Raw genomic sequence first — 26,322 nt, forward strand, 5'->3', positions numbered from 1 at the left:
ACGTCGTGCGGTCATCGTGGTGCCTCCAGGGGCATGACGTGCGGGCCCGGACAGGTCGTCCGGGCAGGGTGGTCGTCATCCCGCGGCGTGCCGGCGCCGGCGGTCGAGCTACGACTTCGGCTACGAGAGGTCCGGCGTGCGCATCAGTCCTTTCAGGTGGGCCAGGCCATCGACGGCGATGGCGTCCTGGGTCGGTGCGAGCGGCCGCCAGATCGACGCGGCCGTGGCGATGGTCGCGTTCTGCGCCGTGAACGACTCGATCACGAGCGGGCCGTCGTAGCCCGACTCGTCGAGCGCGGCGAGGAACGCGTACCAGTCGAGGTGGTCGGTGCCCGGTGCGCCGCGGTCGTTGCCGCACACCTGGACGTGCGCGATGCGCCTGCCCGCTCGGCGGACGGCCGCGGGCAGGTCCGTCTCCTCGATGTTCATGTGGTAGATGTCGAGCATCAGACCGATGCCGTCGGCGGGCAGCCGCCGCACGACCTCGAGGCCCTGGTCGACGGTGTTGACCAGGCTCGTCTCGTAGCGGTTGAGCGGCTCGAGCCCGACGACGACGCCCGCCTCGACGGCGTGCTCGACGACGGGCCCCAGGTTGTGGGCGAGCTCCTCGTACGCCGCCTCGCGCTCCGCAGGGCCCAGCCGCCACGTGCGGCCGACCGAGGCGTACGCGGGGCCGCCGATCACCGGTGCGCCGACCGTGCGTGCGGCGTCGACGACGCGGCGCAGGTAGTCCTGGGTGGACCGGACGGTCGCGGCGTCCGTCGCGACGAGCTCGCGCCCCTGCCCCATGACGAGCGACACGCTCGCGCCGAGACCGTGGTCCGCGAGGACGCGCGCGGCGAGCGCGGGGTCCCAGTCGTCGAGGTCCTCCACGGGCAGCTCGAGCACGTCGAAGCCCCAGCCCGCGACGCGGGGCGCGATCTCGCGCAGGGAGGAGTCGGTCAGGGGTGAGGTCCACACCCAGGTGTTGACGCCGAGGCGCCGGGGACGCAGGGCGGTTCGGTCCGGAAGAGCCACGTCGCTCTCTCTCGTCGGGGAAGGGGGTCCGTGCCCGGGCCCGACGGCGGGCCGTCACCTCCTGCGGGGAGGTGACGGTCCGTCGTCGGGCACCGGGCGCGGTGCGGTCCGCCGGGCGACCGGTCGCTGTGACTCGTCACGGTGACCGGTCACCGATGGGTCAGCGGTCGGTCCAGGCCTCCGGGTAGCCCGGCAGGTCCTCGCCGCCGAACTTCGCGTAGTGCAGCGACGGCATCTCGGAGTTCGCCTCGAGGTACGCGTCGAGCTCGTCGGCCTCGATCGGTTCCTGGGGCAGGACCCACTCCGAGGGGACCTCCTCGCCGGCCCAGATCATCTGCGCGGCGAGGATCGGGGTGCGCCACTGGAAGTTCGAGTACACCGCCCCGATCGCGGTCATGTCGGTCTCCTGCCACTTGCGCAGGAAGCTCATCTCGTCCTCGCCCATGAACACCGGGTAGGGCTTGCCGGCGTCCTCGAACGCCTCGACGGCCGCGACGGCGCCGTCGCCCGCGTCCATCCAGATGCCGTCCACGTCACCACGCTGGAGGTACTGCGTGACGATGTCCTTGATCTGGGCGGCGTCGCCACCGGTGAACTCCTGGCCCACGACCTCGAGGCCCGACTCGGAGAAGATCTTGTCGGCAGCGGCCCAGCGGTTCTCCAGGACGTCGACGCCCGGGAGGATCCGCAGCGCGAGGACCGTCGAGCCCTCGTCGAGGTTGTCGACGAGGAACTCGGCGCCGTCGGCGCCGTACGCGTAGCCGCCGATCGGGTGGATGAACGTGACCATGCAGTCGGTCTCGACGCCGCGGTCGAACACGATGACGGGCTTGCCGCTCTCGCACGCCGCCTCGACCGCCGGGGTGAGGGTCGCGGTGGTCGAGGGCGAGATGATGATCGCGTCGCAGTCGCCCGCCGCGACGAAGGCCTGGATGTCGGAGATCTGCTTGTTGTCGTCGTCGGCCGCGTCGGACACGCGGAACTCGCCGATGACGCCCTCCTCCTGGAGGACCTCGACCTGCTGCTGCATCGTGATGAAGCCGGTCACGCGCCACGGGTTGGAGACCGACGCGTTGGAGAAGCACAGCGTCTTGTCGCCGCCCTCGCTCGCGAACTCGGCCGTGTCCACGTACTCGGGCTCGATGGCCTGGAGCCACGGCTGGTCGGCCGGGCCCTCGGGCTCGACGTCGCGCTGCGCGAGCTGGCGGTCGTAGTCGGCCTGGACGAACCACTCGGAGTCGGCGCCGCCGGTCTCCTCGCCGCCCGTCTCCTCGGCCGAGGTCTCGCCGCCGCCCTCCGGCGCGTCCGTCGGGGTGTCGGTGGTGCAGGCGGCCGTGAGGAACAGTGTCGCCACTGCCGCGCCGGCCAGGAGTGCTCGTGTACGTCGCATGTCCTTCTCTCTCCTTGGTGAGACGTCGTCGTCCCGCGGGGTGCGGGGAAGGTGTCGTGCTGCGGTGGTGACCGGAGGTCACGGGTCCGACGTGGGTGCTGCCGCCCGGTCCCGGGGCGGACGGGTGTCAGGCGCGGGCGGGGGCGGGCTCCTTCGGGTCGGCGGCGGGGCCCGCCGCGGCCGGGGTCTCGCCCGTCGTGGCGCGGCGCCGGCCCTTGCGGGGCATCGCCGCGTACGCGACGGCCGCGATGATGATCACGCCCTGGACGGCGGGCCGGATCGTGGAGGGCAGGCTGAGCTGGTTGAACAGCGTGAACAGCGCCTCGAGGGTGAGCGCACCGGCCATGGCCGCGATCACTGTCCCGCGTCCGCCGCCGAGGACGACGCCACCGAGCACGACCGCCGTGATGGCCATGAACTCGAGCCCCTCGCCGACCTGCGCCGTGACGCCGGCGTAGCCGCCGATGAGCACCGCGGCCACGGTCGCCATGAACCCCGAGAGGAGGAAGGCGCGCGTGCGCACCCACCAGACGGACGAGCCGGAGTAGGCGGCCGCCACGTCGTTGTCACCGGTGGCGACGAGCGTGCGGCCGAACGGGCGGCGCATGAGCAGGGCCGCGAGCACGCCCAGCACCACGACGATCATCAGCGCCCACGGGACTTGGAACTCGCCGGGGTTGTCGGGCACCCCCCCGCGCCCCCACTGCCGGAAGCCCTCGGTCAGCGCACCCGTCGGGGCGCCGCCGGTCCAGAGCCGGATCGCGCCGTACAGCACGAGCATCATGCCCAGCGTCGTGATGAACGACGGCACCTTGAGCAGCGTCGTCACGAGGCCGTTGACGAGGCCGACCGCGAGGCCGAAGAGGAGCATGAGCCCCATGACGGGCCACGTCATGGCGTCCTCGCCGTCCATGAGCTTGGCGGCGATGACGACCTGCGCGCCGACGAGCGACCCGACGGACAGGTCGAACTCTCCGGACACGATGACGAAGTACTGCCCGATCGCCAGGATCACGAGCGGCGCGGCCTTCTTGACGAAGGCCATGAGCGACGTCGGCTCCCCGAACGACGGGTTCATCACGAGGATCACGGCGAAGACGAGGACGAGGAGGGCGAAGACCGTCCAGCTCCCGCCCGCGGTGAGCCGCTCGAGGAACCCGGTGCGCGGCGCACGGGTCGGGATCGTGCGGCGCGGTGCGACGGTGGTCATGCGGACGCACCTCCTGCGGTGGTCGTCGGGGCGGTGGACCGGGACGGCGCGGGGTCCGGTGACGCCCCGCTGCCGCGCCCGCCCGAGCGGAACCGCGCCCGGCTGCTCGCCGGGTCGATCTGGCGGCGGGCGTACAGGGCGACGGCGGCGATGATGACGACGCCGCGCAGCACGTCCTTGAAGAACGGGTCCACGTCGAGGACGTTGAACACCGTGTCGAGCACCGCGAGGATCAGCACGCCCCCGACCGTGCCGACGATCGAGCCGCGGCCGCCCATGAGCAGGGTGCCGCCGAGGACCACGGCGGCGATCGAGTCGAGGTCGAGGCCGTAGGAGTAGACGAGCGCGTTGCCCGTGCCGAAGCGCGCGGCGATGAGCAGTCCCGCGACGCCCGCGCACACCGAGCAGAGCACGTGCGCGAGGATCAGCGTCCGGTCGGTGCGGATGCCCGAGAGCCGCGCGACGTCGGTGTTCCCCCCGACGGCGAACATGTGGTACCCGGGGCGGGTACGCGTCAGCAGGACCACGCCGACCGCCGCGACGAGCAGCATGACGATCGTCGAGACCGGTACCGGACCGATGCGCGTGTACCCGAACATCTGGAACGACGCCGGGACGTCCCCCGCCGGGCCCTTGAACTGGGTGTCGAGATAGCCCTTGACGATGAGCCCGACGCCGAGCGTCGCGATGAACGGGTTGACGCGCAGCTTCGTGATCACGAGCCCGTTGACCAGCCCGACGCCCGCCGCGACGGCCAGGGCCGCGAGCACGCCGAGCCACACGCGCGACGGGTCGCCGGCCATCGTCGTGGCCCCGATGATCGAGCACAGCGCGACGACGTAGCCGACCGACAGGTCGAGGGACCGGCACAGGATCACGAACGTCTGCCCGATCGCGACGAACCCGAGCAGGCTCGTCTGGGTCAGCATGTACGCCGTGTTGGCGGTGCTGAAGAGGTTCCCGCCGCCGACCGCGACGAGGACGCCGGCGATGACGAGGATGCCCACGAGGGCGAGGTAGACGATCTCCGTCGACCCCATGCGGCGCCGGCGCCGCGAGGCGGGACGTGCGGTGCGGGCGGCGGTCGCGACGGCGGTGCTCATCGGTCCTCCTTCGGGCCGTCGGAGCGGGTGGCGGTGTCGTGCCCGGGCAGGTCGTCCGTCCGCGCGACGGCGTCGAGGTCGACCGCGAGGTGCTCGCCCGAGTCCTCGCCGGCACCGGTCGCGAGCGCCATGACGGTCTCCTCGTCGCTGCCCGCGGGCAGCTCCCCGGCGAGCCGGCCGTCGCGCATGACGAGGATGCGGTCGGCCATCGCGACCACCTCGGGCAGCTCGGACGAGATGACGAGGACGGCGACGCCGCTCGCGGTGAGCTCGCGCATGAGGTCGTAGACCGCGCGCTTCGCGCCGACGTCGATGCCGCGCGTCGGTTCGTCGAGGACGATGACCTGAGGGTCCGTCACGAGCCACTTCGCGAGGACGACCTTCTGCTGGTTCCCACCGGACAGGTACTGGACCTCCGCCTCCTGCGAGCTCGCGACGAGCTCGAGCGAGGACAGGATGCCGGGGATGCGGCGGGCGCGGCGGTCGGCCGAGCCCGGCAGGACCGAGTCGAGCACGAGCCGCGCGTTGGCGAGGATGGACTGGCCGAGCGCCAGGCCCTCGGCCTTGCGGTCCTCGGTGACGAGCGCGAGGCCGGCCCGCACGGCCTGGCGCGGCGAGCGCACGTCGACGGGCTGGCCGCCGACGAGCACGCGGCCCCGCGTGAAGCCGGCGATGCCGAAGATCCCGTGGGCGATCTCGGTGCGCCCGGAGCCCTGGAGCCCGGCGAGCGCCACGATCTCGCCCGCGCGGACCTCGAGCGTGACGTCGTCGACCTGGCTGTTGCCCACGCCCTCGAGCGCGAGGCGCACCTCGCCCGGCGTGACCGCAGGGTCCCTGTCCGGGAAGTAGCCGGCGAAGTCCCGGCCGACCATGGTGCGCACGAGACCGTCGCCGTCGATGTCGGCCGTCGGCGTCGTGAGGACGTGGTTGCCGTCCTTGAGCACCGTGATGGTGTCGCAGAGGTCGAAGATCTCCTTGAGCCGGTGCGACACGTAGAGGATCGCGACGCCCCGCTCCTTGAGCCGGTGGACGAGCTCGTAGAGCAGCTCGACCTCCTGGTCGGCGAGCGCCGCCGTCGGCTCGTCCATCGAGATGATGCGGGCGTCGTACGACACGGCCTTGACGATCTCGACGATCTGCTGCTGCGCCACGGAGAGGGAGCCGACTCGCTGGTGCGCGGACAGGCTCGACAGGCCCAGGTCGGCGAGGAGGCGGTCCGTGTCCGCGTGCATGCGGCGCCGGTCGACGAGCCCGGCACGGCGCGGCTCGCGGCCGAGGTAGACGTTCTCGGCGACGGACCGCTCCGGCAGGAGGTTGAACTCCTGGAAGACGGTCGAGACGCCGGCGTGCTGCGCGGCGAGCGGCGAGGCGAAGGTGGTGACCTGCCCGTCGAGCTCGATCGTGCCGCCGTCGGGACGGTGGACGCCGGCGATGACCTTCATGAGCGTCGACTTGCCCGCACCGTTCTCGCCGACGAGCGCGTGCACCTCGCCGGGGCGCACGTCGAGGTCGATGTCGCGCAGCACGGAGTTGCCGAAGAACTCCTTGCCGATGCCGCGCAGCCGCAGGACGGGCTCCTGGCCGCCGTCCCCGGGAGCCGGCGTGCCGGGCTCGCGCGTCGTGGTCGCGGTCATCGGGGCACCTCCACCCAGCCGCCGGACCGCACCGACTCGCCGACGGCGGCGGCGAGCCGGGCGGCACGCAGGCCGTCGTCGAACGTGGGCAGCCCGTCGGGGACGGTGCCGCGGATGGCGGCCGCCGTGTCGGCGACGAGCGCGTCGAAGCACTCCTGGTAGCCCTGGGGGTGCCCCGCCGGGAGCCGCGAGTACCGTGCGGCCGCGGGAGAGAGCGTCTCCGGGTCCCGCACCAGGAGGCGGCTGCCGTCGCGACGACCCTCCCAGAGCGTCTCGGGCCGCTCCTGGTCGAACGAGAGCGTCGACTCGGAGCCGGAGATCTCCAGGTGGAGCCGGTTCTTGCGGCCTGCCGAGACCTGGGAGATCACGGCCGTCCCGAGCGCTCCGCGGTCGGTCTCGTACTGCAGCGTGACGAGGTCCTCGGTCGCGACGGGGCGCGCGACCCCGTCGTCCCCGCGGCGGGTCGGGTTGACCGTCGCGGACCGGGCGACGAGGCGGGCGATGCGGTGGCCCGTGGTGAACTCGAGCAGGTCGCAGAAGTGGGAGCCGATGTCACCGAACGCGCGGCTGGCGCCGCCGAGCGCCGGGTCGACGCGCCAGTTGTCGTCGGACTCGCGCAGGAGCCAGTCCTGCAGGTAGGAGCCGTGGACGACCGACAGGGTGCCGACCTGTCCGCGACGCACGCGCTCGCGCGCCTCGCGGACCATGGGGTGGAAGCGGTAGACGAACGGGACGACGGCCACCCTCCCGTCGGCGGCGCGCGCGTCGGCGGCGAGCCCCGCGAGCTCCTCGGCGCCCTCGACGTCGACGGCGAGCGGCTTCTCGCAGACCACGTGCTTCCCCGCGCGGAGGGCGGCGCGGGCGAGCTCGACGTGCAGGTGGTTGGGCGTGCACACGTGCACGACGTCCACGTCGGGCGACGTCACGAGCTCCTCGGCGGTCTCGACGACGGCCTGGGCGCCGAGCGCGCCCGCTCCGTCGAGCGCCGTCTCGAGGTCGGAGGCCGCGACGAGGGTGACGGTCCCTCCTCCGGTCCGCACGGCGCGCGCGTGGACGCCGCCCATGAAGCCGGTCCCGAGGATCCCCGCGCGATACCCGGAGGCGGGCAGGGCCGCCGGCACGGGTCCGGGGCGCGGTGCGGAGAGGTCTGAGGCGGTCGGTGCGCCAGTGGCAGTGGTCGTCGCTCCCGCGTCCTGCGTACCCGGCTCCAGCGCCGGGTCAAGCAGATCCTGCGCGACGTCGTCGGCTCGCATGACTGACAACGTAGGGGCACTTCTGACGACCGTCAACCAAAAGCCGAGCGATTGTGGTCTCGGTTAGATAAAGACGTCCCTAGAACAATCAGGAACGAACACGCCACCGCCCCCGTCCGCGGAGCGGTCGGAGGCGGTGGCGCATCGGACGTCATGACCCGGGTCGGCCCCGGGGTCGTGCGGCGAGGTGCTACTTCGACGAGAAAGCGGCGTCGAATGCGGCGTCAGGGGCGTCGAACGCGTACTTCTTGACGAACTCGAGCGCCTCGGGTGCACCGACGAGGCGGTCCATGCCCGCGTCCTCCCACTCGACCGAGATCGGGCCGTCGTAGCCGATCGTGTTGAGCATGCGGAACGCGTCCTCCCACGGCACGTCCCCGTGGCCGGTGGAGATGAAGTCCCAGCCGCGACGCGGGTCGGCCCACGCGAGGTGCGAGCCCATCCGGCCGTTGCGGCCGTTGCCCATGCGCTTCTTCGTGTCCTTGCAGTCCACGTGGTAGATGCGGTCCTTGAAGTCCCACAGGAAGCTCACGGAGTCGATGTCCTGCCAGACCATGTGGCTCGGGTCCCAGTTGAGGCCGAACGCCTCGCGGTGCCCGATAGCCTCCAGGGTCCGCACGGTCGTCCAGTAGTCGTAGGCGATCTCGCTCGGGTGCACCTCGTGCGCGAACCGCACGCCGACCTCGTCGAACACGTCGAGGATCGGGTTCCAGCGGTCGGCGAAGTCCTGGTAGCCCGCGTCGATCGCCTCCTGGGAGACGGGCGGGAACATCGCGACGTACTTCCAGATCGACGAGCCCGTGAACCCGACGACGGTCTTCACGCCCAGCTTCGCCGCGAGGCGCGCCGTGTTCTTCATCTCCTCCGCGGCGCGCTGGCGCACGCCCTCGGGGTCGCCGTCGCCCCACACCACGTCGGGAAGGATGTCGCGGTGGCGCTGGTCGATCGGGTCGTCGCACACCGCCTGTCCCTTGAGGTGGTTCGAGATCGCGTAGACCTTGAGGTCGTACTTCGCGAGCAGGTCGAGCTTGCCCTGGACGTACTCGTCGTCGTCCCAGCGCCACGGGTCGAGGTGGTCGCCCCAGCAGGCGATCTCGAGCCCGTCGTAGCCCCAGCCCGACGCGAGCCGGGCCACCTCCTCGAACGGCAGGTCGGCCCACTGCCCCGTGAAGAGGGTGATCGGTCGTGCCATGGTCGTTCTCCTTCGTCGATCTCGGTTCGGCCCGGGTTCACCGGGTGGACGTGCTGGTCAGGGTTCGGGCGCGTCGGCGCGCCACGACGACGCCGAGGGCACCCGCGGCGACGACGGCGGCAGCGAGCAGCGCCCAGAAGAGCGCGCCGGGGCCGGACGACGTCGCGTCCTCGCCCGGTGCGGGGTCGGTGCCGGCCGAGGCGTCGGCCGACTCGGCCCCGGCCGCGTCGGCGTCCTCGCCGTCCTCAGCCGCGGCGGGCTCGGCCGGCGGGACGACGTCCACCTGGGCGCTCGCGGTCGCCTCCGCCGGGTGCGTCATCGTCGCCGTGAGCATCCAGTGCCCCTCGGCGAGCACGCCGGGGTCGGAGACGTACCAGCCGACCCCCTCGGACGCGGACTGCAGCGTGATCGGGCCCACCGTCTCCCCGGCGTCGGACTCCGCCGTCACCGTGACGTCCGCCGCCTCCTCCACCGGGTGCCCGTCGCTCTTGTAGGTCAGGGTGGCCGACACGCCGCCCGCGCCGTCGGTCCCGAGCGAGATGACGACGTCGCCGCCGTGCGCCGTCGCCGGTGCCGCCAGGCCCCCGAGGACGAGCACGGCGCCGAGCGCCGCGGTCAGGAGCGCGCGGACCGCGGACACCGGGGCCGCCGCGGCCTGGGCCCGCCTCGAGGCGGTCGGAGGGGCGATCCGGGTGGAACGAGACATCGGGTGGTCTCCTCGTCGTGTCGTGCGGAGGTCAGCGGGCCGGTCGGCTCTCGGTCGGTCTGAGGCCTCCCGGGGTGCCCCGGCGCCGGGCCGGAGCGCCCGGTTCCCGGGCGCCGGGGCCGAGGACCGCGGACGGTCCCCGTCGTGCTCGTCGTGCGGGCAGGGTACGGGCGGTCCGGCCGATGGGCCGCCCGCACCCTTCGCGCCCGCGCGGCGAGCGCGTCGCCCGGCGGGTCGGCGTGCGCCGACCCGCCGGAACCTGTCAGGCGCAGCTCTGAGCGGTGTGCTCCACCGTCTCGGAGAACGTCCTCCCCTCGGCGTCCGTCGCCGTGACCGTCACGGTCCCGGCGTCCACCGCGACGGCGCGCGCGGCGAAGGACTGGTAGGCGGCCTTGCCCGGCGCGACGTCGGCGAACGACTTCGACCCGTACGGGGTCGCGAGGGTCACCGCGAGCGGCACCTCGTCGTCGTTCGTGGCGCGCACCGCGAGGAACACCTTGCCCGCCACGCAGCGCGGCTCGGCCGTGACCGTGACCGCGAGCGGCTCCGGCTCGTCGTCGACCACGCGGAAGTGCCCGAACGACGCCGGAGCACCGGTGTCGGCCGCGGCACCGAGCGCGAAGAGCCCGACCTGGGCGCCGGCGGCCGGCGCGTTGGTCACGCTCTGGTCGAACGTGGTCCACGTCGCGCCGTCCGCGCTGTACGCGCCGGTGAACGTGTCACCGGAGCGCGTGAGGCGCAGGTGCCACACGTCGCCCGTGAGGCTCCCCGACTGGGGCTGCGGGTTCTGCACCACGCCGCCGACCTCGCTGCGCAGCTCGATCCGGGCGTTCTTCGCCTGGCCCGCCGTGTTGTCGACGACGTAGTCGAGCTTGACGTAGTTGTCGTCGTCACCGTAGACGAGCAGACCGCCCTGCTGGTACTGGCGGTCCAGCGCCGAGCCGTCGACCACGGTCTCGACCGTCCACTCCTCACCCGGCTGGTCCTGCAGCACCAGGTTCGGCACGGGGCGGTTGTCCGTCCCGTAGATGTCGGTCGGGGTCGTGTCGATCTGCAGCGAGCCGTCCACCACGCGGTAGCCGGACGCGTCCTCGTTCACGACCGTCCAGCGGCACGCGTCGAGCGCGTCGCCGTCGAACTCGTCGTCCGGCCCGGGGGCGGACGCCGTGTCGTCGGGCGTGATGTGGAACCAGTCGAACTCGGCGTCGAGCACCGGCGAGGCGGTGTTGTTCCCCTTGAGCGACACGAGACCGATCTGCGCGTTCTCCAGGTCGGCGATGGACTTGGTCTGCGGCATCGTCGTGAACGTGACGCCGTCGGCCGAGTACGCCGCCTGGAGGTTCTGCCCGTCGCTGACGAACCGCACGTACACCGTGTCGGGGAACGCTGCGCCGAGCGCCGCGGAGTTGGACTCCCCGACCTCGTTCGGCTGCGCGTTCTCCTCGCGGATGAACTGGAAGATGCGCGTGGCCGGGTCGGCCGAGGCGGAGCGGCCCTGGATCACCATCTTCGCGTAGTTGTCCTGGTCCTCCCAGATGAGCAGACCTGCCTGCTGGTACTGCTGGCGAGCCGGCAGCGTCAGCTTGGCCGTGGCCGTGAACGGCCCGTCCGGCAGGTCCTGGAGCACCAGGTTCGGCACCGTCGTGTTGCCGGTCCCGTAGAAGTCGGTCGCCGTCGTCGGGAGGACGACGTGGCCGTCGCGCACGGCGAGGTTCTGGTCCCGGTTCAGCGCCGTCCAGCGGTCCTCGTCGAGCTCCGCACCGAGGAAGTCGTCCGAGCGGCCCGAGAAGCACATCCCCGGGTCGGTCTGCTCGGCCTCGACCGTCACGGTCGTGTACTCGACCGAGTACGCGCCGCGCTCGTCCGTCGCACGGACCTGGAGCCGGTACTCGCCCGGCTCGTCGTACGTGACCTCGAACGAGCCCGTCCCGTCGACGAAGCCGTCACCGAGACCGGCGTCCCAGGCGAACGTGACCGCCTCGGCCTCCGGGTCGGTGGCCGTCGCCGTCGCCGTGACGGTGAGCGGTGCGGTGCCCGACGTCGGCGTGACCTCGAACGAGTCGATCGACGGACGGACGTTGTCCGTGACGCCGCGACCGTTGACGACCATCCAGTTGACGTTCGACTGGCCGCCCGTCTGGACGAAGTACAGCGTGCCGCTGCCCGACGGGACGTCGTGCAGCTCGGCCGTGATGTCCGAGTAGGTCTGCCAGGCGCCCGCGGGAACCGTGAGGCTGCCGATCTCCGGCCCCTCAGGGTCGTCCCAGCGCAGCGAGATGGTCCCGCCCGGCTCCGACGCCGCACGCAGGGTGATCGAGTCGACGTTGGCCAGCGAGATCGGCTCGTGCGCCCACCAGTCGCCCACCTCGATGAACCCGATGTTCAGGCCGCCGCCGGCCGTGTCGCCCGTCGTCTCGGTCTGCACGCCGGGGTCGCCCGCGCTCGTGGAGCCCTCGAGACGACCGGTCGACGTGAAGAACTCCGACTGGAGCAGCTTCGGCTGGAGGACCTGCAGGTCGTTCGCCGTCAGCGGGACGCCCACGGCGCCGCCGTCGTCGGTGTACATCGCCTCGACCACCCAGAAGATGTTCGACTCGATGCCGTGGCCCTCGTCACGCGCCGTCTGGAGCGTGCCCGAGCACCCCGTGAGCTCCTCCATGGGGTGCGCGTGGGAGTCGTGGCCGAGCGACGTGAACAGCTTCACGTTCTCGCACGTCACGACACCGTCGGGGTCCTCGACCGCGATCTCGTACTTGACCTGGTCGCCCCACTCGAAGAAGCCACCGTTCTCCGGGAACGTGATGGAGACGGTCGGTGCCTGGTTGCCGACGACGATCGTCACGTTCGCGACGCCGGTGGCGCCGTTCTCGTCCGTCGCGATCAGCTGGGCGGTGTAGCTGCCGTTCTCCGCGTACGTGTGCACGGGGTTCGCCTCCGTGGACGGCTCCGAGCCGTCGCCGAAGGTCCACTGCAGCGTGACCGGGTCGCCCGCCGGGTGGCGCGTGCCCTCCGACGAGAACTGCACCGTCAGCGGTGCTGCGCCGCTCGTCACGTCCGCGCTCGCGCGGGCGATCGGGGCGGGGTCGCCCTGGACGTAGTTGACCTTGTAGACGCCGCTCGAGTCGTTGTTCCCGCCGAAGCCGGAACCCCAGTCGATGACGTACAGCGCGCCGTCGGGGCCGAAGTCGAAGTCCATGGGCCGGTCGAAGCCGGCCGACGGGTCGAAGACCTTCGGGAGCACGCGGTTGATGTCGACGAGGTCGTCACGCTTCTCGCCGTCGAGCTGGAACGAGTAGACCTTGCCCTGGTTCCACTCGCCGAACAGGGCCTTGCCGTCCCAGTACTCCGGCCACTTGACGTCGGAGTCGAGCTCGGGGTCGTAGTCGTACACCGGTCCGCCCATGGGCGCACCGCCGCCGCCGATCTCCGGGAAGCTCGGGTTGCCCCCGTAGCCGTACCAGACCTCGGCCTCGATCGCCCCCGGCAGCTGCTGCAGCCCCGTGTTGTTGGGCGAGTCGTTCACCACGCCCGCGTCACAGTCGAAGGCGGTGCCGGACTGCCCCGTGGCGAAGTTGTAGTCGACGTAGGGGTTGTTCGCGCCGGTGCAGTACGGCCAGCCGTAGAAGCCCGGGTCGCTCACGACGTTCCACTCGACCGTGCCCTCCGGGCCGCGCGTCGCGCTGGCGCTGCCGGCGTCAGGACCGTAGTCCCCGACGAGCACGTTGCCCGTCGAGGGGTCGACGCCGATCCGGAACGGGTTGCGGAAGCCCATCGCGAAGATCTCGGGCTTCGTCTGCGCGGTGCCCGGCGCGAACATGTTCCCCTCGGGGACCGTGTACGTGCCGTCGTCCTCGGGGTGGATCCGCAGGACCTTGCCGCGCAGGTCGTTGGTGTTCGCCGACGTGCGCTGCGCGTCGAAGTTCTGCCGCCCCGCGCGCTCGTCGATCGGCGCGAAACCGCCCGACTCGAACGGGTTGGTGTTGTCACCGGTCACGACGACGAGGTTGCCCTCGGCGTCGAAGACCATGTCGCCGCCCGCGTGGCAGCACGTCTCGCGCTGCGTCGGGATCTTGAGCACGGCCTTCTCGGACGCGAGGTCGACCGTCTTGGACGTCGCGTCGTAGTCGAAGCGCGAGACCCGGTTGTGCGGGCCGTCCGCGCCGACGTTCTGCGGCGACCAGAAGAGGTAGACCCAGCCGTTCTCGGCGAAGCCCGGGTCGAGCACGACGCCCGTGAGCCCGTCCTCGTTCGCCTGCGTCACGGCCAGCGTCGCGGCCGTGGTGGTCTGGTTCGTCGCCGGGTCGATGACGCGCACGCGCCCGTCGCGCTCGACGTAGAAGACCGTCCCGTCCGGGGCGACGTCGAGCATCATCGGGTTCGCGGTGTTCTCGTCGAGCGGCACCATCTCGTAGCTGTCGGACTGCGTGGCGTTGCAGTCGGAGGGCACGACGCCCGCGGCCGTCTGGATGCCGCCCAGCAGGTGCTGCAGGAACTCCGGCTCTGCGTACGACTGGTCCGTGTGGCCGCCGCCGGTGTACCAGGAGCGGCCGCCGTCGTAGACCTGGCACCACGCCGTGGGGTGCTCGGCGCCCATCGCGCCGGAGCCCGCGGAGTAGGTGGTCTCGTCGAGGCTCGCCAGGACGTGGACGGTGTCACGCGGGTTGGTCCGGAAGTTGTACCACTCGTCGAACCGGTCCCAGCGTGCCGGGAGGTGCGCCGTGGACTCGTGGACGTGGTCCTCGACCTTGATGGTCGCGTCCTGGTTCTGCGGGTGCGCGCTGAAGTAGGCGCCGACGAGCTCGCCGTACCACGGCCAGTCGTACTCCGTGTCGGACGCCGCGTGGATGCCCGCGTAGCCGCCGCCGTTCTGGACGTACCGCTCGAACGCGGCCTGCTGGTCGTCGTTGAGCACGTCGCCGGTCGTGGAGAGCCAGACCACCGCGTCGTACTGCGCCAGGTTCGCGTCGGTGAACGCGCCCGCGTCCTCCGTGGCCGTCACCTCGAAACCGTTATCGGCGCCGAGCTGCTGGATCGCCGCGATCCCCGCGGGGATCGACCCGTGGCGGAACCCGGCGGTCTTGCTGAACACGAGCACGTCGAACGGCACGGTCTCCGCGGCCGCGGCCACCGGTGCTGCCGCGACCGGGCTCGAGGATGGAAGGGCTGCCGTGGCGGACGTCGCCGTCGCCAGGGTCAAGGGCAGAGCGACCGCTGCCGCGGCCACCGCCGCGACCGTGCGCCGTCGGGCGCGCGATCCTCCAAGCACGTTTCTCACAAGGTCTCCTCGTCGAGATGGGGAACAGTGCTGCGCTCCGCCCGGGGCGGCGTCGTCGGCCTGCGTTGCCGAGTCCCGGGACCGTCGGCGGGCAGCATGGCCCGCCGGTCGTCGGCCGCTCCGTCGCGGCCCGCGACCTCCTCTCGTCCGACCGGCCCCCGGACCCGCGGCGTCGCGGGTCCGGGGGTTCCGGCATCTTCCAGTAGTTCCCGGTGGCCGGCCCGACGCCGGTCGGTGTCGGGCCCGCTCGGTCGTCCCCCGGTCAGGGTTCGACCCAGCCTCCGGACGCTGCGCTGCGCTCGACCGCGTCGAGCACTCGCTGGACCGCGAGACCGTCCGCGAACGTCGGCGACGGCTGCGAGCCCGACGCGATCGCCTCGACGAGGTCGACCACCTGGTGGGTGAACGCGTGCTCGTACCCGAGACCGTGCCCCGCGGGCCACCAGCTCCCGACGTACGCGTGCTCGGGCTCCGTCACGACGATGCGGCGGAACCCTGCCGTCACGGCGTCCTCGGCCGCGTCGAAGAAGTGCAGGACGTTCATGTCCTCGAAGTCGAACGCGAGCGACCCCCGGGAGCCGTTGATCTCGAGGCGGATCGCGTTCTTGCGCCCGTAGGCGAAGCGCGTCGCCTCGAAGGTGCCGATGCCACCACCGGACAGGCGCGCGAGGAAGATCGCGGCGTCGTCGACCGTGACCGGGCCGCGCTCGTCGCCGCCCTGGCCCGCGAGCCCGGCGAACTCCGTCGCGACGGGGCGCTCCGTCACGAAGGTCTCGAGCAGGCCGGACACGCTCGTCAGCCGCTCGCCCGTGATGAACTGGGCGAGGTCGATGACGTGCGCCCCGATGTCCCCCAGCGCACCGCTGCCGGCCTTGGTCTTGTCGAGACGCCACGAGAGCGGGGCGTTCTCGTCCGCGATCCAGTCCTGCAGGTACTGCGCCCGCACGTGCCGGATCGTGCCGATGCGGCCGTCGGTCACGAGCCGCCGCGCGAGCTGGATGGCGGGGACGCGACGGTAGGTGAACCCGACCATCGCGACCTGGCCGCGCGACGCGGCCGCCTCCGCCGCGGCGACCATCTGTTCCGCCTCGGCCACCGTGTTCGCCAGCGGCTTCTCGCACAGCACGTGCTTGCCGGCCTCGAGCGCCGCGATCGCGATCTCGGCGTGGGTGTCGCCCGGGGTGCACACGTCGACGAGGTCGACGTCGTCCCGTGCGACGAGAGCCTGCCAGCTCGTCTCGGTGGACTCCCACCCGAGACGGTCCGCGGCGGCCTTGACCGCCCCGGGGTTGCGCCCGCCGAGCACGCGCATGCGCGGCTCGAGGGGGAGGTCGAAGAACCGGGGGGCGGTACGCCATGCCTGCGAGTGCGCTGCCCCCATGAACGAGTACCCGACCATGCCGACGCCGAGCTGCGCGCCGTTGCTTCCTGCCATGACGTTTCCTTCCGTGCGCATCGAGTGCGCGAGACGTACGCGCGCCCACGGTCCGGCCGGGTGATCACCCCGGGCGGACCGTGGGCGCGATCCGCGTGCTGCTGGTCTGGCTCGGTATCAGGAGTCGAAGGCGCTCGGCAGGTACTGCTCGACGTTCTCCTCGGTGACGACCGGCGCGAAGAGCTGGACCGTGCGGGGCACGCCCGACGAGGCGAGGTCGCTCATGCTCTTCTCGTGCGCGACGAGGCGGGCGAGCTTGATGCCGTCAGCAGCCTGGGTCGACGGGTAGACGACCGTGGCCTGCAGGACCGAGTCGCCGGCCTGGATGTGCTCCATGACCTGCTTCGAGCCGGCACCGCCGACCATGAAGAACTCGTCGCGTCCCGCGTTCTCGATCGCGGAGAGCACGCCGATGCCCTGGTCGTCGTCGTGGTTCCAGATGGCGTCGATCTGCGGCTCGGCCTGGAGCAGGTTGGCCGTCGCCGCCTCGCCGCCCTGGACGGTGAAGTCGCCCTGGACCTGCGTCGCGACCTCGAGGCCGCAGTCGGACAGCGCGTCCGCGAAGCCCTGGCTGCGGTCCTGGGTGAGCGGGAGCGACGCGATGCCCTGGATCTCGGCCACGACGGCGTCCGGGTTGTCGCCGAGCTGCTCGCAGATGTAGGTGCCGGCGGACACGCCCATGCCGTAGTTGTCGCCGAGGACCGTGGAGCGCGCGGCGAACGGGCTGGTGAACTCGCGGTCCACGTTGATGACCGGGATGCCGGCCTCCATCGCCTGCGTGGCGACGTCGGTGAGCGCGGCGCCGTCGAACGGCAGGAGCACGATCGCGTCGACCTCGTCGTTGATGAAGCCCTCGATCTGGCTGATCTGGACGTTGACGTCGTTCGTGCCGTCGGCGACGCGGAGCTCCACGTCCTCGTACTCGGCGGCCTCGGCCTCCGCGGCGGTGGTGATGGCACCCATCCAGCCGTGGTCGGCGGCGGGGGCCGAGAAGCCGATGACGATCTCGTCGCCCGCGGCGTCGTTGTCGGAGACGGCCTCGTTCGCGCTGCCGCCCCCGTCGCCGGTCTCCTCGGCGGTCGGGGTGTTCGACGTGCAGGCTGCGGCGACCAGCGCGATCGAGGCGGCCGAGACCGTCGCGAGCGCGATGCGGCGGCGGAGGGTGGTACGTGCGGACATGGGATCTCCTTCGATGCTGTCCTGCTGGAGGAACTCTGCGAAAAATGTGGTGGGTGGTGCCGGGCGCTGCTGGGTCGTACGACGAGCTAGGTGGTCCGCCGGGAGAGGCGCTGCTGGAGCAGCACCGCGCCGACGATGATCACGCCCTTGGCGATCTGCTGGACCGAGCTGTCGATGTTGTTGATGATGAAGACGTTGGTCAGCGTCGTGAAGATCAGGACGCCCAGGACCGTGCCGACGATCGTGCCGCGACCGCCCGCGAGGAGCGTGCCGCCGACGACGACCGCGGCGATGGTGTCGAGCTCGAGGAGCAGGCCGTTGGTCGAGGAGCCGGCGCTCGTGCGGGCGAGGATCATGACGCCGGCGATGCCCGCGGCGAGCCCGGACAGCGCGTACACGTACACGAGGTGGCGCTTGACCTTGATGCCCGCGAGGCGCGCGGCCTCGGCGTTGCCGCCGACGGCGACCGTCCGGCGGCCGAACGTCGTGCGGTTGAACAGGAACCAGCCGAGCACGGCGACGATCGCGAAGATCCACACGATCTTCGGGATGCCGACGAGGTTTCCCTTGAAGACGTCGTTGAACGCGGCGACATCGACGCGCTGCGTGCGCTTCTGCGCGATGAGCTCGGCGAGGCCACGTGCCGCGACGAGCATCGCGAGCGTCGCGATGAACGCCACGACCTTTCCGTACGCGATGATCACGCCGTTGATGAGCCCGGCCCCGACGCCGACCGCGAGCGCGCAGATCACCATGACGACCCACCCGTACGACTGGGTCGCGAGCGTCGTCGCCCAGACGGAGGACAGCCCGAGCACCGAGCCGACCGACAGGTCGATGCCGCCCGTCGTGATGACGAACGTCATGCCGATCGCCAGGACGCCGGTGACCGACCCGAGGCTGAGGATCGTCATGAGGTTGCTGACGCTCAGGAACCGCTCGCCGCCCGTCGCGAAGCCCACGACGCACAGGAGCAGCAGCGCGACGACGAGGCCGATGTTGCGACCCGCCGCCCCGGACATGAACCCGCCCTTGCGGCGTTCGCTCGCGGCCCTCTCGACCCGGGCCGACTCGTCGGCGTCCGGCTTTCCCGTCGGCACCGATGCCGACACCTGCTGCTCGCTCACGCGACACTTCCTTCCATGACCATGTCGAGCACCTGGTGCTCGTCGATGGAGCTCGTGGGCCCTTCGTGCACGACCCGACCCTCGGAGACGACGAGGACGCGGTCGGCGAGGCCGAGGACTTCGGGGATCTCGCTGGACACGACGACGACGGCTGCACCCTCGTCGGCGAGCCTGCGGATGAGGGCGTAGATCTCGGCGCGCGCGCCGACGTCGACGCCGCGCGTCGGCTCGTCGAGGAGGAGCACGCGGCAGCCGTGGACCAGCCAGCGCGCGAGCATCGCCTTCTGCTGGTTTCCGCCCGACAGGGTGCGGATCGCGCGGTCGACCCCGGCGGGGCGCAGCTCGAGCGAGTCGGCCTGCTCCGTGGCCGCCTTGCGCTCGGCGCTCTCGTCGAGGAAGCCGAAGCGCGCGAAGCGCGAGAACGTCGAGAGGGTGACGTTGCGGTAGACCGGCTCGTCGAGGAGCAGTCCCTGGCTCTTGCGCTCCTCGGGCGCGAGGCCGATCCCGGCGTCCACGGCGGAGGCCACGGAGCCGGCGCGCAGCTTCCTGGAGTCGACGGTGACGGTGCCCGCCGTCGCGCGGCGAGCGCCGTAGATCGTCTCGATGATCTCCGAGCGGCCCGCCCCCACGAGGCCGGCGAGGCCCACGATCTCCCCCGCGCGCACCTGGAGCGACACGCCCTCGAACGTGCCGCGCAGGCTCAGCCCCGCGACGTCGAGCACGACGGGCGCGTCGTCGGCGAGCTCGGTGGAGTCGGGGAAGACGTACTCGACGGAGCGCCCCGTCATGAGGGTGATGAGCTTCTGCGTCGGCGTCTCGGAGACCGGGAGGTTCTGCGCGACGGTCCGGCCGTCCTTGAGGACGGTGATGCGGTCGCCGATCTCGCGGATCTCCTCGAGCCGGTGCGAGATGTAGACGACGGCTACGCCCGCCTTCGTCAGCTCCTTGACGACGCGGAAGAGGTTCGCGACCTCCTCGGAGTCGAGCACCGCGGACGGCTCGTCCATGACGATGACGCGCGCGTCGTGCGACAGTGCCCGCGCCATCGAGACGATCTGCTTCCCGGCCGCGGACAGGTTCCCGACCTCCTGGTTGGGCGAGACCTCGGAGTGGCCGAGCTGCTTGAGGATGTCCCGCGTGCGGCGTACCGCCTCGCGGCGCTGGGAGAACCCGAGCGTGGAGAGCTCGTGGCCCAGGTAGACGTTCTCGGCGACGGTCAGACCGTCGACGACGTCGAGCTCCTGGTACATCGTCGCGACGCCGTGCCGCAGCGCGGCGACGGGGTCGGAGATGTTGATGGGCTCCCCGTCGAGGAGGATCTGCCCCTCGGTCGGCTGGTGGGCGCCGGCGAGCACCTTGATGAGCGTGGACTTGCCGGCGCCGTTCTGACCGAGGAGGCAGTGGACCTCACCGGGGAGGATCTCGAGGTCGACCCCGTCGAGCGCTCGCGCTCCGGGGAAGACCTTGACGATGCCCTGCATCTGCAGGAACGGCTGGTGGGGGTCTGCTCTGACCATGTGGCTGAACCTAGGGCATCTTTTGCCGAGCGTCAATCATAAGTCCGGGAGATTCACCCGCGTTACCGGACTGTTACCGACAAAAGTTCTCTGGACCCGGTCGGCTGCACGATCCCCGGCGGCCGCGGAGGAGAGGCCCGTCGAGACGGTGGGACGTGCGCGGATGCAGGGGTGAGAGGTGTCGACATCGGCAGTTCGGGGCCGTTCGCGCGGCGACGGTGCGGCTGCGGGCTACCGGGGGACACGCGCGCGGCCCGGAGCGCGGCGACCTCGGTGTCGCCGTACTGACGGACGGTAGGGTATCTTTTGTCGATCGTCAAGCAAAAGACGTCAGAGTCGCCGTCGACACGGACGGCTGTCGAGAGGCTTCGTGGTTCACTGTGCTCATGGAGGAGCTCCTGAAGTTCGCCCCGCGTCCGACGGGCGCCGGAGACATGTTCCAGCTGCTCCGGGACGGCCAGCCGCGCACGCGCGCGGACCTCGCGTCGATCACCGGGCAGGCGCGATCGACGATCGCGGCGCGGATCGACCTCCTCATGTCCTCGGGCCTCATCGCCCCCGCCGGTGAAGCGAGCTCGACGGGCGGGCGCCCCCCGGTGACGTTCGCGTTCAACCCGGGCGCGCGCATCGTGCTGGCCGTCGACCTCGGCGCCACCCACGCGCGCCTCGCCGTCACGGACCTCGCGTCCAACGTGCTCGCGGAGACCGACGCCGCCCTCGCGATCGCGGACGGGCCGGACGTCGTGCTGTCCTGGGTCGCCGAGACGGGCGAGAAGCTCGTCGCGACGACCGGTCGCAGCATCGACGACCTCGTGAGCGTCGGCGTGGGCCTCCCGGGCCCGGTCGAGCACTCCACGGGCCGGCCCATCAACCCGCCGATCATGCCCTCGTGGGACGACGTCGACGTGCCGGGCATCCTCGCGAAGCGCTTCGACGCGTCGGTCCTCGTCGACAACGACGTGAACATCATGGCGCTGGGCGAGCACCGCACGGCCTGGCCCGACGTCACCGACATGCTCTTCGTCAAGGTCGCCACCGGCATCGGCTCGGGCATCATCGCCGACGGCGAGCTGCGACGCGGCGCGCAGGGCGCCGCCGGCGACATCGGGCACGTCGCGGTCCCCAGCGCGGCCGACGTCCCGTGCCGCTGCGGCAACGTGGGGTGCCTCGAGGCCGTCGCCAGCGGGCAGTCCGTCGCGAGCATCCTCACGGCCGCCGGCCTGGACGCGCGGACCAGCGCCGACGTCGTGGCGCTCGTCCGCGCGGGCGACCTCACCGCGAGCCAGGCGGTACGCCAGGCCGGACGGGACATCGGCTCGGTGCTCGCGGCGTGCGTGAGCCTGCTCAACCCCTCCCTCATCGTCATCGGCGGCATCGTGGCCGAGGCCGGCGAGCACCTCATCGCCGGCATCCGGGAGATCGTCTACCAGCGCTCCCTCCCCCTGGCGACGCAGCACCTGCGGATTGTCACGTCGCAGGCCCGCGGCCAGGCGGGCGTGCTCGGTGCCAGCGCCATGGCGGTCGATCACGTACTCTCTCCCGCAGCGATCGACGCACTCGTCGGCTGAGGCGTCGGTCGTCGGCCGGCGCCGACGTGGGCGACCTTCCGAGAACGGCGAGTGTGACGATGCACGAGGAGGAATCATGACCGAGCGGAACCGTCGGGCGCTCGTGGTCCGAGGCGGTTGGCCCGGGCACGCGCCAGAGGAGGCGGCGGAGCTGTTCGTCCCGTTCCTGGAAGAGGCGGGCTACGACGTCACGCTCGAGGGCTCTCTCGAGGCCTATGCGGACACGCGGTTCATGACCGACCTCGACCTCGTCGTCCAGTGCTGGACGATGGGCGAGATCCTCCCGGACGAGATGCGCGGCCTGCGCACCGCCGTCGCGAACGGCACGGGCTTCGCCGGCTGGCACGGCGGCATCATCGACTCGTTCCGCCTCGCGACCGACTACCTGCAGATGGTCGGTGGCCAGTTCGCCGCGCACGCGCACGACCTCGTCGACCACACCGTGGAGATCGTTCCCGAGCGCGCCGACCACGAGATCGTCGCGGGCCTCGACGGCGCGATCTCGTTGCACTCCGAGCAGTACTGGGTCCTCACCGACTCCTACAACGACGTGCTCGCGACCACGACGATCCGCCCGCGCGACGGCGACCCCTGGCGCGAGCCCGTCGTCTGCCCCGCCGTGTGGACGCGGCAGTGGGGCGAGGGCCGGGTCTTCGTCTCGACCGCCGGCCACCAGCTCGCCGACCTCGAGGTCCCGGCCGTCCGCACGATCGTCGAGCGCGGCATCCTCTGGGCGAGCCGGTGACGGCCCCGCGTCAGCGGCCGAGCGCCGGGTGGCCGGACAGGTAGGAGACGACGGCGCGGCGCATCTCCGCGTCGAGAGCGTCCCGCTCGTCGCCCGAGGCTGCGACGACGAGCGGCATCATCCCCCTCACGAGCTGGATCGCGACCACCGCCGCGCGGCGCAGCTCGTCCGGGTCGGCTTCCGGTGAGCGGACGGCGAGGATCTGCGCGACCCTGCCCTGCAGGGCGTCGTGGAGCGGCGCGGTCGCCTCGCGCAGCGCGGGAGGCATGTCGGCACGGGCGAACAGCGCCTTGAAGCCCGCCCGCTCGGCGTTGAACGCCACGAGCGGCGCGAGGACCCGCCCGACCAGGGCGTCCCAGGACATCGCCCCCGGGTCGAGGCCTTCGAGCGACCGCGCCTGGGCCGCACGCAGCTCGGTCGTGTAGCGCACGGTGAGGGCAGCGGCGACCTCCTCCTTGTTGCGGAAGAACTGGTAGAGCGACCCCGGGGAGATCCCCGCCTCGCGTGCGATCGCGTTGGTCGTCGCGCCCTCGTAGCCGTCGCGCGCCAGCACCGTCGCGGCGGCGTCGAGGATCTGGGCGATCCTCCGCTCGCCCCTCGCCTGCCGGCGCACCCCGTCCGCGGTCATCGTGCCCTCCTCGCCCCGTGCCCGCCGAGAGGGTCTCGACAAACACGAGCGTTTGCTCGTATCGTCGCTCGCGGTGGATGCGAGCGATGGCTCGCGTTCACGGTAGCACCGGCCCTGACCCCGAGGAGAACCCGTGATCGCCCGACTCGTCACCCGCGCGCCCCGCCTCGTCGCCCTCGCCGCCGCGTTCCTGCTCGTCGCGCTCGGCGTCGTCGCCGCCGGCACGATCGACGCGCTGTCCCTGAACCGCTACGAGGCGCCCGGCTCCGAGTCCGTCGCCGCCCGGGAGGCCCTCGCGCGACTCGGCACGGGGACCCCGAACGTCGCGGTGCTCGTCGAGGCGAGCTCGGGGACGATCGACGACCCCGACGTCGCGCGCGCAGCGCAGGACGTCGCCGCGGGCCTCGCGGCGCACCCGGCGGTCGGTGACGTCCGGTCCGCCTGGGAGCACGGCGCTCCGACGACCCTCGCGAGCGAGGACCGCACCTCGGGCCTCGTCCTCGCCTGGGTCCCGGGCGACGCCGACCACGTGCGCCGGACGGTCCTGCCCGAGCTCGAGCGCCTCGTCTCCCCCGCATCCGCCGCCGACACCGTCTCGGTGACGCTCGGCGGCGGGGACGAGGTGTTCCGCGTCGTCGCCGAGCAGGCACGCACCGACTTCCTGCGCGCCGAGCTCGTGATCCTGCCGCTCGTCGGGCTCCTCCTGTGGCTCGTCCTGCGACGCCTCGGTCCGGCGCTCGCGACCCTCGTGACCGGGGTGCTCACCGTCGTCGGGACGCTCGCGCTGCTCCGCGTCGTCACGACCTTCGCGGAGGTGTCCACCTTCGCGTCGAACATCGCCCTCGTCATGGGCATCGGGCTCGGCGTCGACTACGGGCTGTTCATGGTCTACCGGTTCCGCGAGGAGCTGCGTGCCGGTCATGGCGCGCGTGCCGCCACGGCGCGGGCGGTCCGGGGCGCCGGACGGACGATCGTCTTCAGCGGTGTCACCGTCGCCACCTCGCTCGCCGTCCTGTTCGTCTTCCCGTTCCCGTTCCTGTCCTCGTTCGCGTGGGCCGGGATCGCGGTCGTGGCGTCTGCCGTCGCCGCCTCGGTCGTGGTCCTGCCCGCCGTCCTGCTGCTGCTCGGCGACGGCGTCCGGCGCCGCGACGACGCGCGAGAGCCGGGGCAGGGTTGGGCGAGGACGGCGCGAGCGGTCATGCGCCGACCGGTCCTCGCCGGCGGGGCCGGGCTCGTGGCCCTCCTGCTCCTCGGCGCCCCCGCTCTCGGCACCGTCTTCGGGGCGCCCGACGACCGCGTCCTCGCGGGTCAGCACGCGGTGCGGGACATGTACGACACGATCCGTGCCGACTACACGACGGAGGAGGCGGACGCGCTGCAGGTGGCGCTGCCCGGCGCCCCTGCCGGGGCCACGGCGCTCGACGGCTACGCGACGGCTCTCTCCGCCGTCCCCGGAGTGCTGCGCGTCGACGCCGCGACCGGCACCTACGCCGGCGGCGAGCACGTCGCCGGGCCAGGGCCGGGGAGCTCCGAACGCTTCGCACCGCTCGCCGGCGGCGGCACCTGGCTCTCGGTGGTCCCCACCGGGCAGCGTCTCGGCGCCGACCCCACCGGGCTCGTCGCGGACGTCCGCGCCGTCGACGTCCCCGACGAGCTCGGTACCCCGCTCGTCGGCGGGTCGCCCGCCGAGCTGACCGACTACCGCGACGGGGTCGTCGAGCGCCTGCCTCTCGTCGCGGGGCTGATCGCCGTCGTCACGTTCGTCGTGCTGTTCCTCATGACGGGATCGGTCGTCGCCCCGGTCAGGGCGACCGTCCTCAACCTGCTCAGCCTCACGGTGATGTTCGGCGTCCTCGTGTGGGGCTTCCAGGAGGGCGCGCTCTCGGGCCCGCTCGGGTTCGAGCCCACCGGGACGATCGAGCCGAGCATCCCGCTGCTCATGTTCTGCGTCGCGTACGGGTTGTCGATGGACTACGAGGTCTTCGTCCTCGCCCGCATCAAGGAGGACTACGACCGCACGGGCGACCTCACCGGTTCGGTGCCGCGCGGCATCGCGCGGTCGGGGCCCCTCGTCTCGGCCGCCGCGCTCGTGCTCGCCACGTCGTTCGCCGTCTACGCGACGAGCGAGGTCACGTTCCTCCAGCAGCTCGGCATCGGGATGGCGCTGGCGGTGCTCGTCGACGCGACGATCGTGCGGGGCGTCCTCGTACCGGCCTCGATGCGCCTCGCGGGTCGCGCCGCGTGGTGGGCGCCCGCGCCGCTCGCGCGCTGGCACCGCCGCCTCGGTCTCGACGAGAGCGTGCCGCCTCGGCAGGGTGCGGCGGGACCGGTCGGCGTGGACGCGTCCGCCGTCCGCCGCTCCATGCCTGAGAGAGTGGGCCGATGACCGGTCCGAACCCCTTCCACGGGCTCCTCGCCTACCCGATCACGCCGCTCACGCCCGACGACGCGCCCGACCTCGACACGCTCGCGCGCCTCGTGCGCGGGGCGGCGTCGGCCGGGGTGGACGCCGTGACGGTCCTCGCGTCGTCCGGGGCGGGCGTGACGTTCGACCCCGCCGAGCGGGCCGCCGTCGTGCGGACGGCCGTGGAGTCCGCGGCCTCGGGCGACCGCCCTCTCCCCGTCCACGTCGCCGTGAGCGGCGCGTCGACGCGGGACGTCGTCCGGCACGCGCGCGCCGCGCAGGAGGGCGGGGCGAGCGGGGTCGTCCTCGCGCCCTTCTCCTACCTGCCGCTCGTCGACGCCGAGGTGATCGGGCTCTTCCGGGCCGTGGCGGACGCGGTCGACGTGCCGGTGTGCTTCTACAACAAGCCGCTGCAGACCGGGTACGACGTCTCGCCCGACGTCCTGTCGCAGCTCGCGACGACGGCGCGCGTCCTGGCGCTCAAGGATCCCGCGGTGCTGCCGGGGCGGTCGGGCGCGCGCCTCGACGAGCTGCGCGCCGCACTGGGCGAGCACCGCATGAGCCTCGGGCTGAGCGGCGACCCGGCGCTGGTCGAGAGCGCTGACGTCGCCGATGCCTGGCACACCGGCGTCGCCGCGCTCCTTCCCGAGGAGTACGTCGCCGTCCGGCGCGCACGGGCGGCTGGACGCCCCGACCCGGGGACGGAGCGTTCCCTGCGCTGGCTCCTCGAGGTGGTCCGGGAGCTCCAGCGGATGCGTCCGGTGAGCAGCCTCCACGCGCTCGCGACGGCCCTGGGAGTGCCGACGGCGCCGCCGCGCGGCCCGTCGCGGCCCGCGACCGCCGAGCAGGTCGCCGTGCTCCACGCGCTCGTCGCCCGGCGCCCGGTCGTCCCGAGCGCCGCGTGAACGACGCGGTGCCCGTGCGCGCGGGCCTCCGCGA

At 72.2% G+C, this 26,322-nt stretch carries 18 protein-coding genes; 4 read left to right on the forward strand and 14 right to left on the reverse strand.

From position 1 onward, the window contains the following. Nucleotides 1-120: 120 nt before the first annotated feature. The 13 genes from V5D56_RS17475 to V5D56_RS17535 all read right to left on the reverse strand — a co-directional run bounded on the left by V5D56_RS17475 (nt 121) and on the right by V5D56_RS17535 (nt 20,038). A complete protein-coding gene (locus V5D56_RS17475) occupies nt 121-1,017 on the reverse strand; it encodes a sugar phosphate isomerase/epimerase family protein (RefSeq protein ID WP_435736543.1) in 897 nt (298 codons plus the stop codon). A gap of 160 nt (nt 1,018-1,177) precedes the next feature. Beyond that, entirely contained in the window at nt 1,178-2,407 is a 1,230-nt protein-coding gene (locus tag V5D56_RS17480) for a substrate-binding domain-containing protein (protein ID WP_435736544.1), read from the reverse strand. Between the two features lie 127 nt (nt 2,408-2,534). After that, nucleotides 2,535-3,617 carry an ABC transporter permease gene (locus V5D56_RS17485; RefSeq protein WP_435736545.1) on the reverse strand — a complete coding sequence of 361 codons (1,083 nt, stop codon included), beginning with the start codon at nt 3,615-3,617 and terminating at the stop codon, nt 2,535-2,537. Further along, entirely contained in the window at nt 3,614-4,720 is a 1,107-nt protein-coding gene (locus V5D56_RS17490) for an ABC transporter permease (RefSeq protein ID WP_435736546.1), read from the reverse strand. Before V5D56_RS17490 ends, V5D56_RS17485 begins: the two co-directional genes overlap by 4 nt. Then, a complete protein-coding gene (locus tag V5D56_RS17495) occupies nt 4,717-6,354 on the reverse strand; it encodes a sugar ABC transporter ATP-binding protein (RefSeq protein WP_435736547.1) in 1,638 nt (545 codons plus the stop codon). Before V5D56_RS17495 ends, V5D56_RS17490 begins: the two co-directional genes overlap by 4 nt. Beyond that, a complete protein-coding gene (locus V5D56_RS17500) occupies nt 6,351-7,607 on the reverse strand; it encodes a Gfo/Idh/MocA family protein (RefSeq protein ID WP_435736548.1) in 1,257 nt (418 codons plus the stop codon). Before V5D56_RS17500 ends, V5D56_RS17495 begins: the two co-directional genes overlap by 4 nt. Before the next feature lie 190 nt (nt 7,608-7,797). Next, nucleotides 7,798-8,799: a sugar phosphate isomerase/epimerase family protein gene (locus V5D56_RS17505; RefSeq protein WP_435736549.1), complete on the reverse strand. Its 1,002-nt coding sequence runs from the start codon at nt 8,797-8,799 to the stop codon at nt 7,798-7,800. 37 nt (nt 8,800-8,836) lie between these two features. Beyond that, complete coding sequence (locus tag V5D56_RS17510) at nt 8,837-9,505, reverse strand: hypothetical protein (RefSeq protein ID WP_435736550.1); 669 nt, start codon at nt 9,503-9,505, stop codon at nt 8,837-8,839. 262 nt (nt 9,506-9,767) lie between these two features. Next, on the reverse strand, nt 9,768-14,633 hold the full coding sequence (locus tag V5D56_RS17515) for a ThuA domain-containing protein (RefSeq protein ID WP_435736551.1): 4,866 nt from the start codon (nt 14,631-14,633) through the stop codon (nt 9,768-9,770). Nucleotides 14,634-15,042: 409 nt separating this feature from the next. After that, the gene (locus tag V5D56_RS17520; RefSeq protein WP_435736552.1) at nt 15,043-16,215 is read right to left on the reverse strand and encodes a Gfo/Idh/MocA family protein; all 1,173 of its coding nucleotides are present in this window, start codon (nt 16,213-16,215) and stop codon (nt 15,043-15,045) included. A 117-nt stretch (nt 16,216-16,332) separates the two neighbouring features. Further along, nucleotides 16,333-17,394, reverse strand: coding sequence for a substrate-binding domain-containing protein (locus tag V5D56_RS17525; protein ID WP_435736553.1), 1,062 nt, complete (start codon nt 17,392-17,394; stop codon nt 16,333-16,335). Between the two features lie 86 nt (nt 17,395-17,480). Beyond that, nucleotides 17,481-18,521: an ABC transporter permease gene (locus tag V5D56_RS17530; RefSeq protein WP_435736554.1), complete on the reverse strand. Its 1,041-nt coding sequence runs from the start codon at nt 18,519-18,521 to the stop codon at nt 17,481-17,483. Next, on the reverse strand, nt 18,518-20,038 hold the full coding sequence (locus V5D56_RS17535) for a sugar ABC transporter ATP-binding protein (protein ID WP_435736555.1): 1,521 nt from the start codon (nt 20,036-20,038) through the stop codon (nt 18,518-18,520). The genes V5D56_RS17530 and V5D56_RS17535 overlap by 4 nt, the downstream gene beginning before the upstream one ends. Before the next feature lie 386 nt (nt 20,039-20,424). Between V5D56_RS17535 and V5D56_RS17540 the strand changes: the two genes are divergently transcribed. Then, the gene (locus V5D56_RS17540) at nt 20,425-21,606 is read left to right on the forward strand and encodes an ROK family protein (RefSeq protein ID WP_435736556.1); all 1,182 of its coding nucleotides are present in this window, start codon (nt 20,425-20,427) and stop codon (nt 21,604-21,606) included. Nucleotides 21,607-21,682: 76 nt separating this feature from the next. Further along, nucleotides 21,683-22,351, forward strand: a complete 669-nt coding sequence (locus tag V5D56_RS17545; protein ID WP_435736557.1) for a ThuA domain-containing protein — start codon at nt 21,683-21,685, stop codon at nt 22,349-22,351. Between the two features lie 10 nt (nt 22,352-22,361). Here the strand turns inward: V5D56_RS17545 and V5D56_RS17550 are convergent, their stop codons facing one another. Beyond that, nucleotides 22,362-22,979 (reverse strand): TetR/AcrR family transcriptional regulator, encoded by a 618-nt coding sequence (locus V5D56_RS17550; RefSeq protein WP_435736558.1) that lies wholly within the window; start codon nt 22,977-22,979, stop codon nt 22,362-22,364. Nucleotides 22,980-23,112: 133 nt separating this feature from the next. Between V5D56_RS17550 and V5D56_RS17555 the strand changes: the two genes are divergently transcribed. Both V5D56_RS17555 and V5D56_RS17560 read left to right on the forward strand, forming a co-directional pair. Further along, the gene (locus V5D56_RS17555; protein WP_435736559.1) at nt 23,113-25,365 is read left to right on the forward strand and encodes an MMPL family transporter; all 2,253 of its coding nucleotides are present in this window, start codon (nt 23,113-23,115) and stop codon (nt 25,363-25,365) included. After that, nucleotides 25,362-26,288 (forward strand): dihydrodipicolinate synthase family protein, encoded by a 927-nt coding sequence (locus V5D56_RS17560; RefSeq protein ID WP_435736560.1) that lies wholly within the window; start codon nt 25,362-25,364, stop codon nt 26,286-26,288. Before V5D56_RS17555 ends, V5D56_RS17560 begins: the two co-directional genes overlap by 4 nt. Nucleotides 26,289-26,322: the final 34 nt, after the last annotated feature.

The sequence above is a fragment of the Cellulosimicrobium sp. PMB13 genome, from assembly GCF_051294865.1.
Classification (GTDB): Bacteria; Actinomycetota; Actinomycetes; order Actinomycetales; family Cellulomonadaceae; genus Cellulosimicrobium.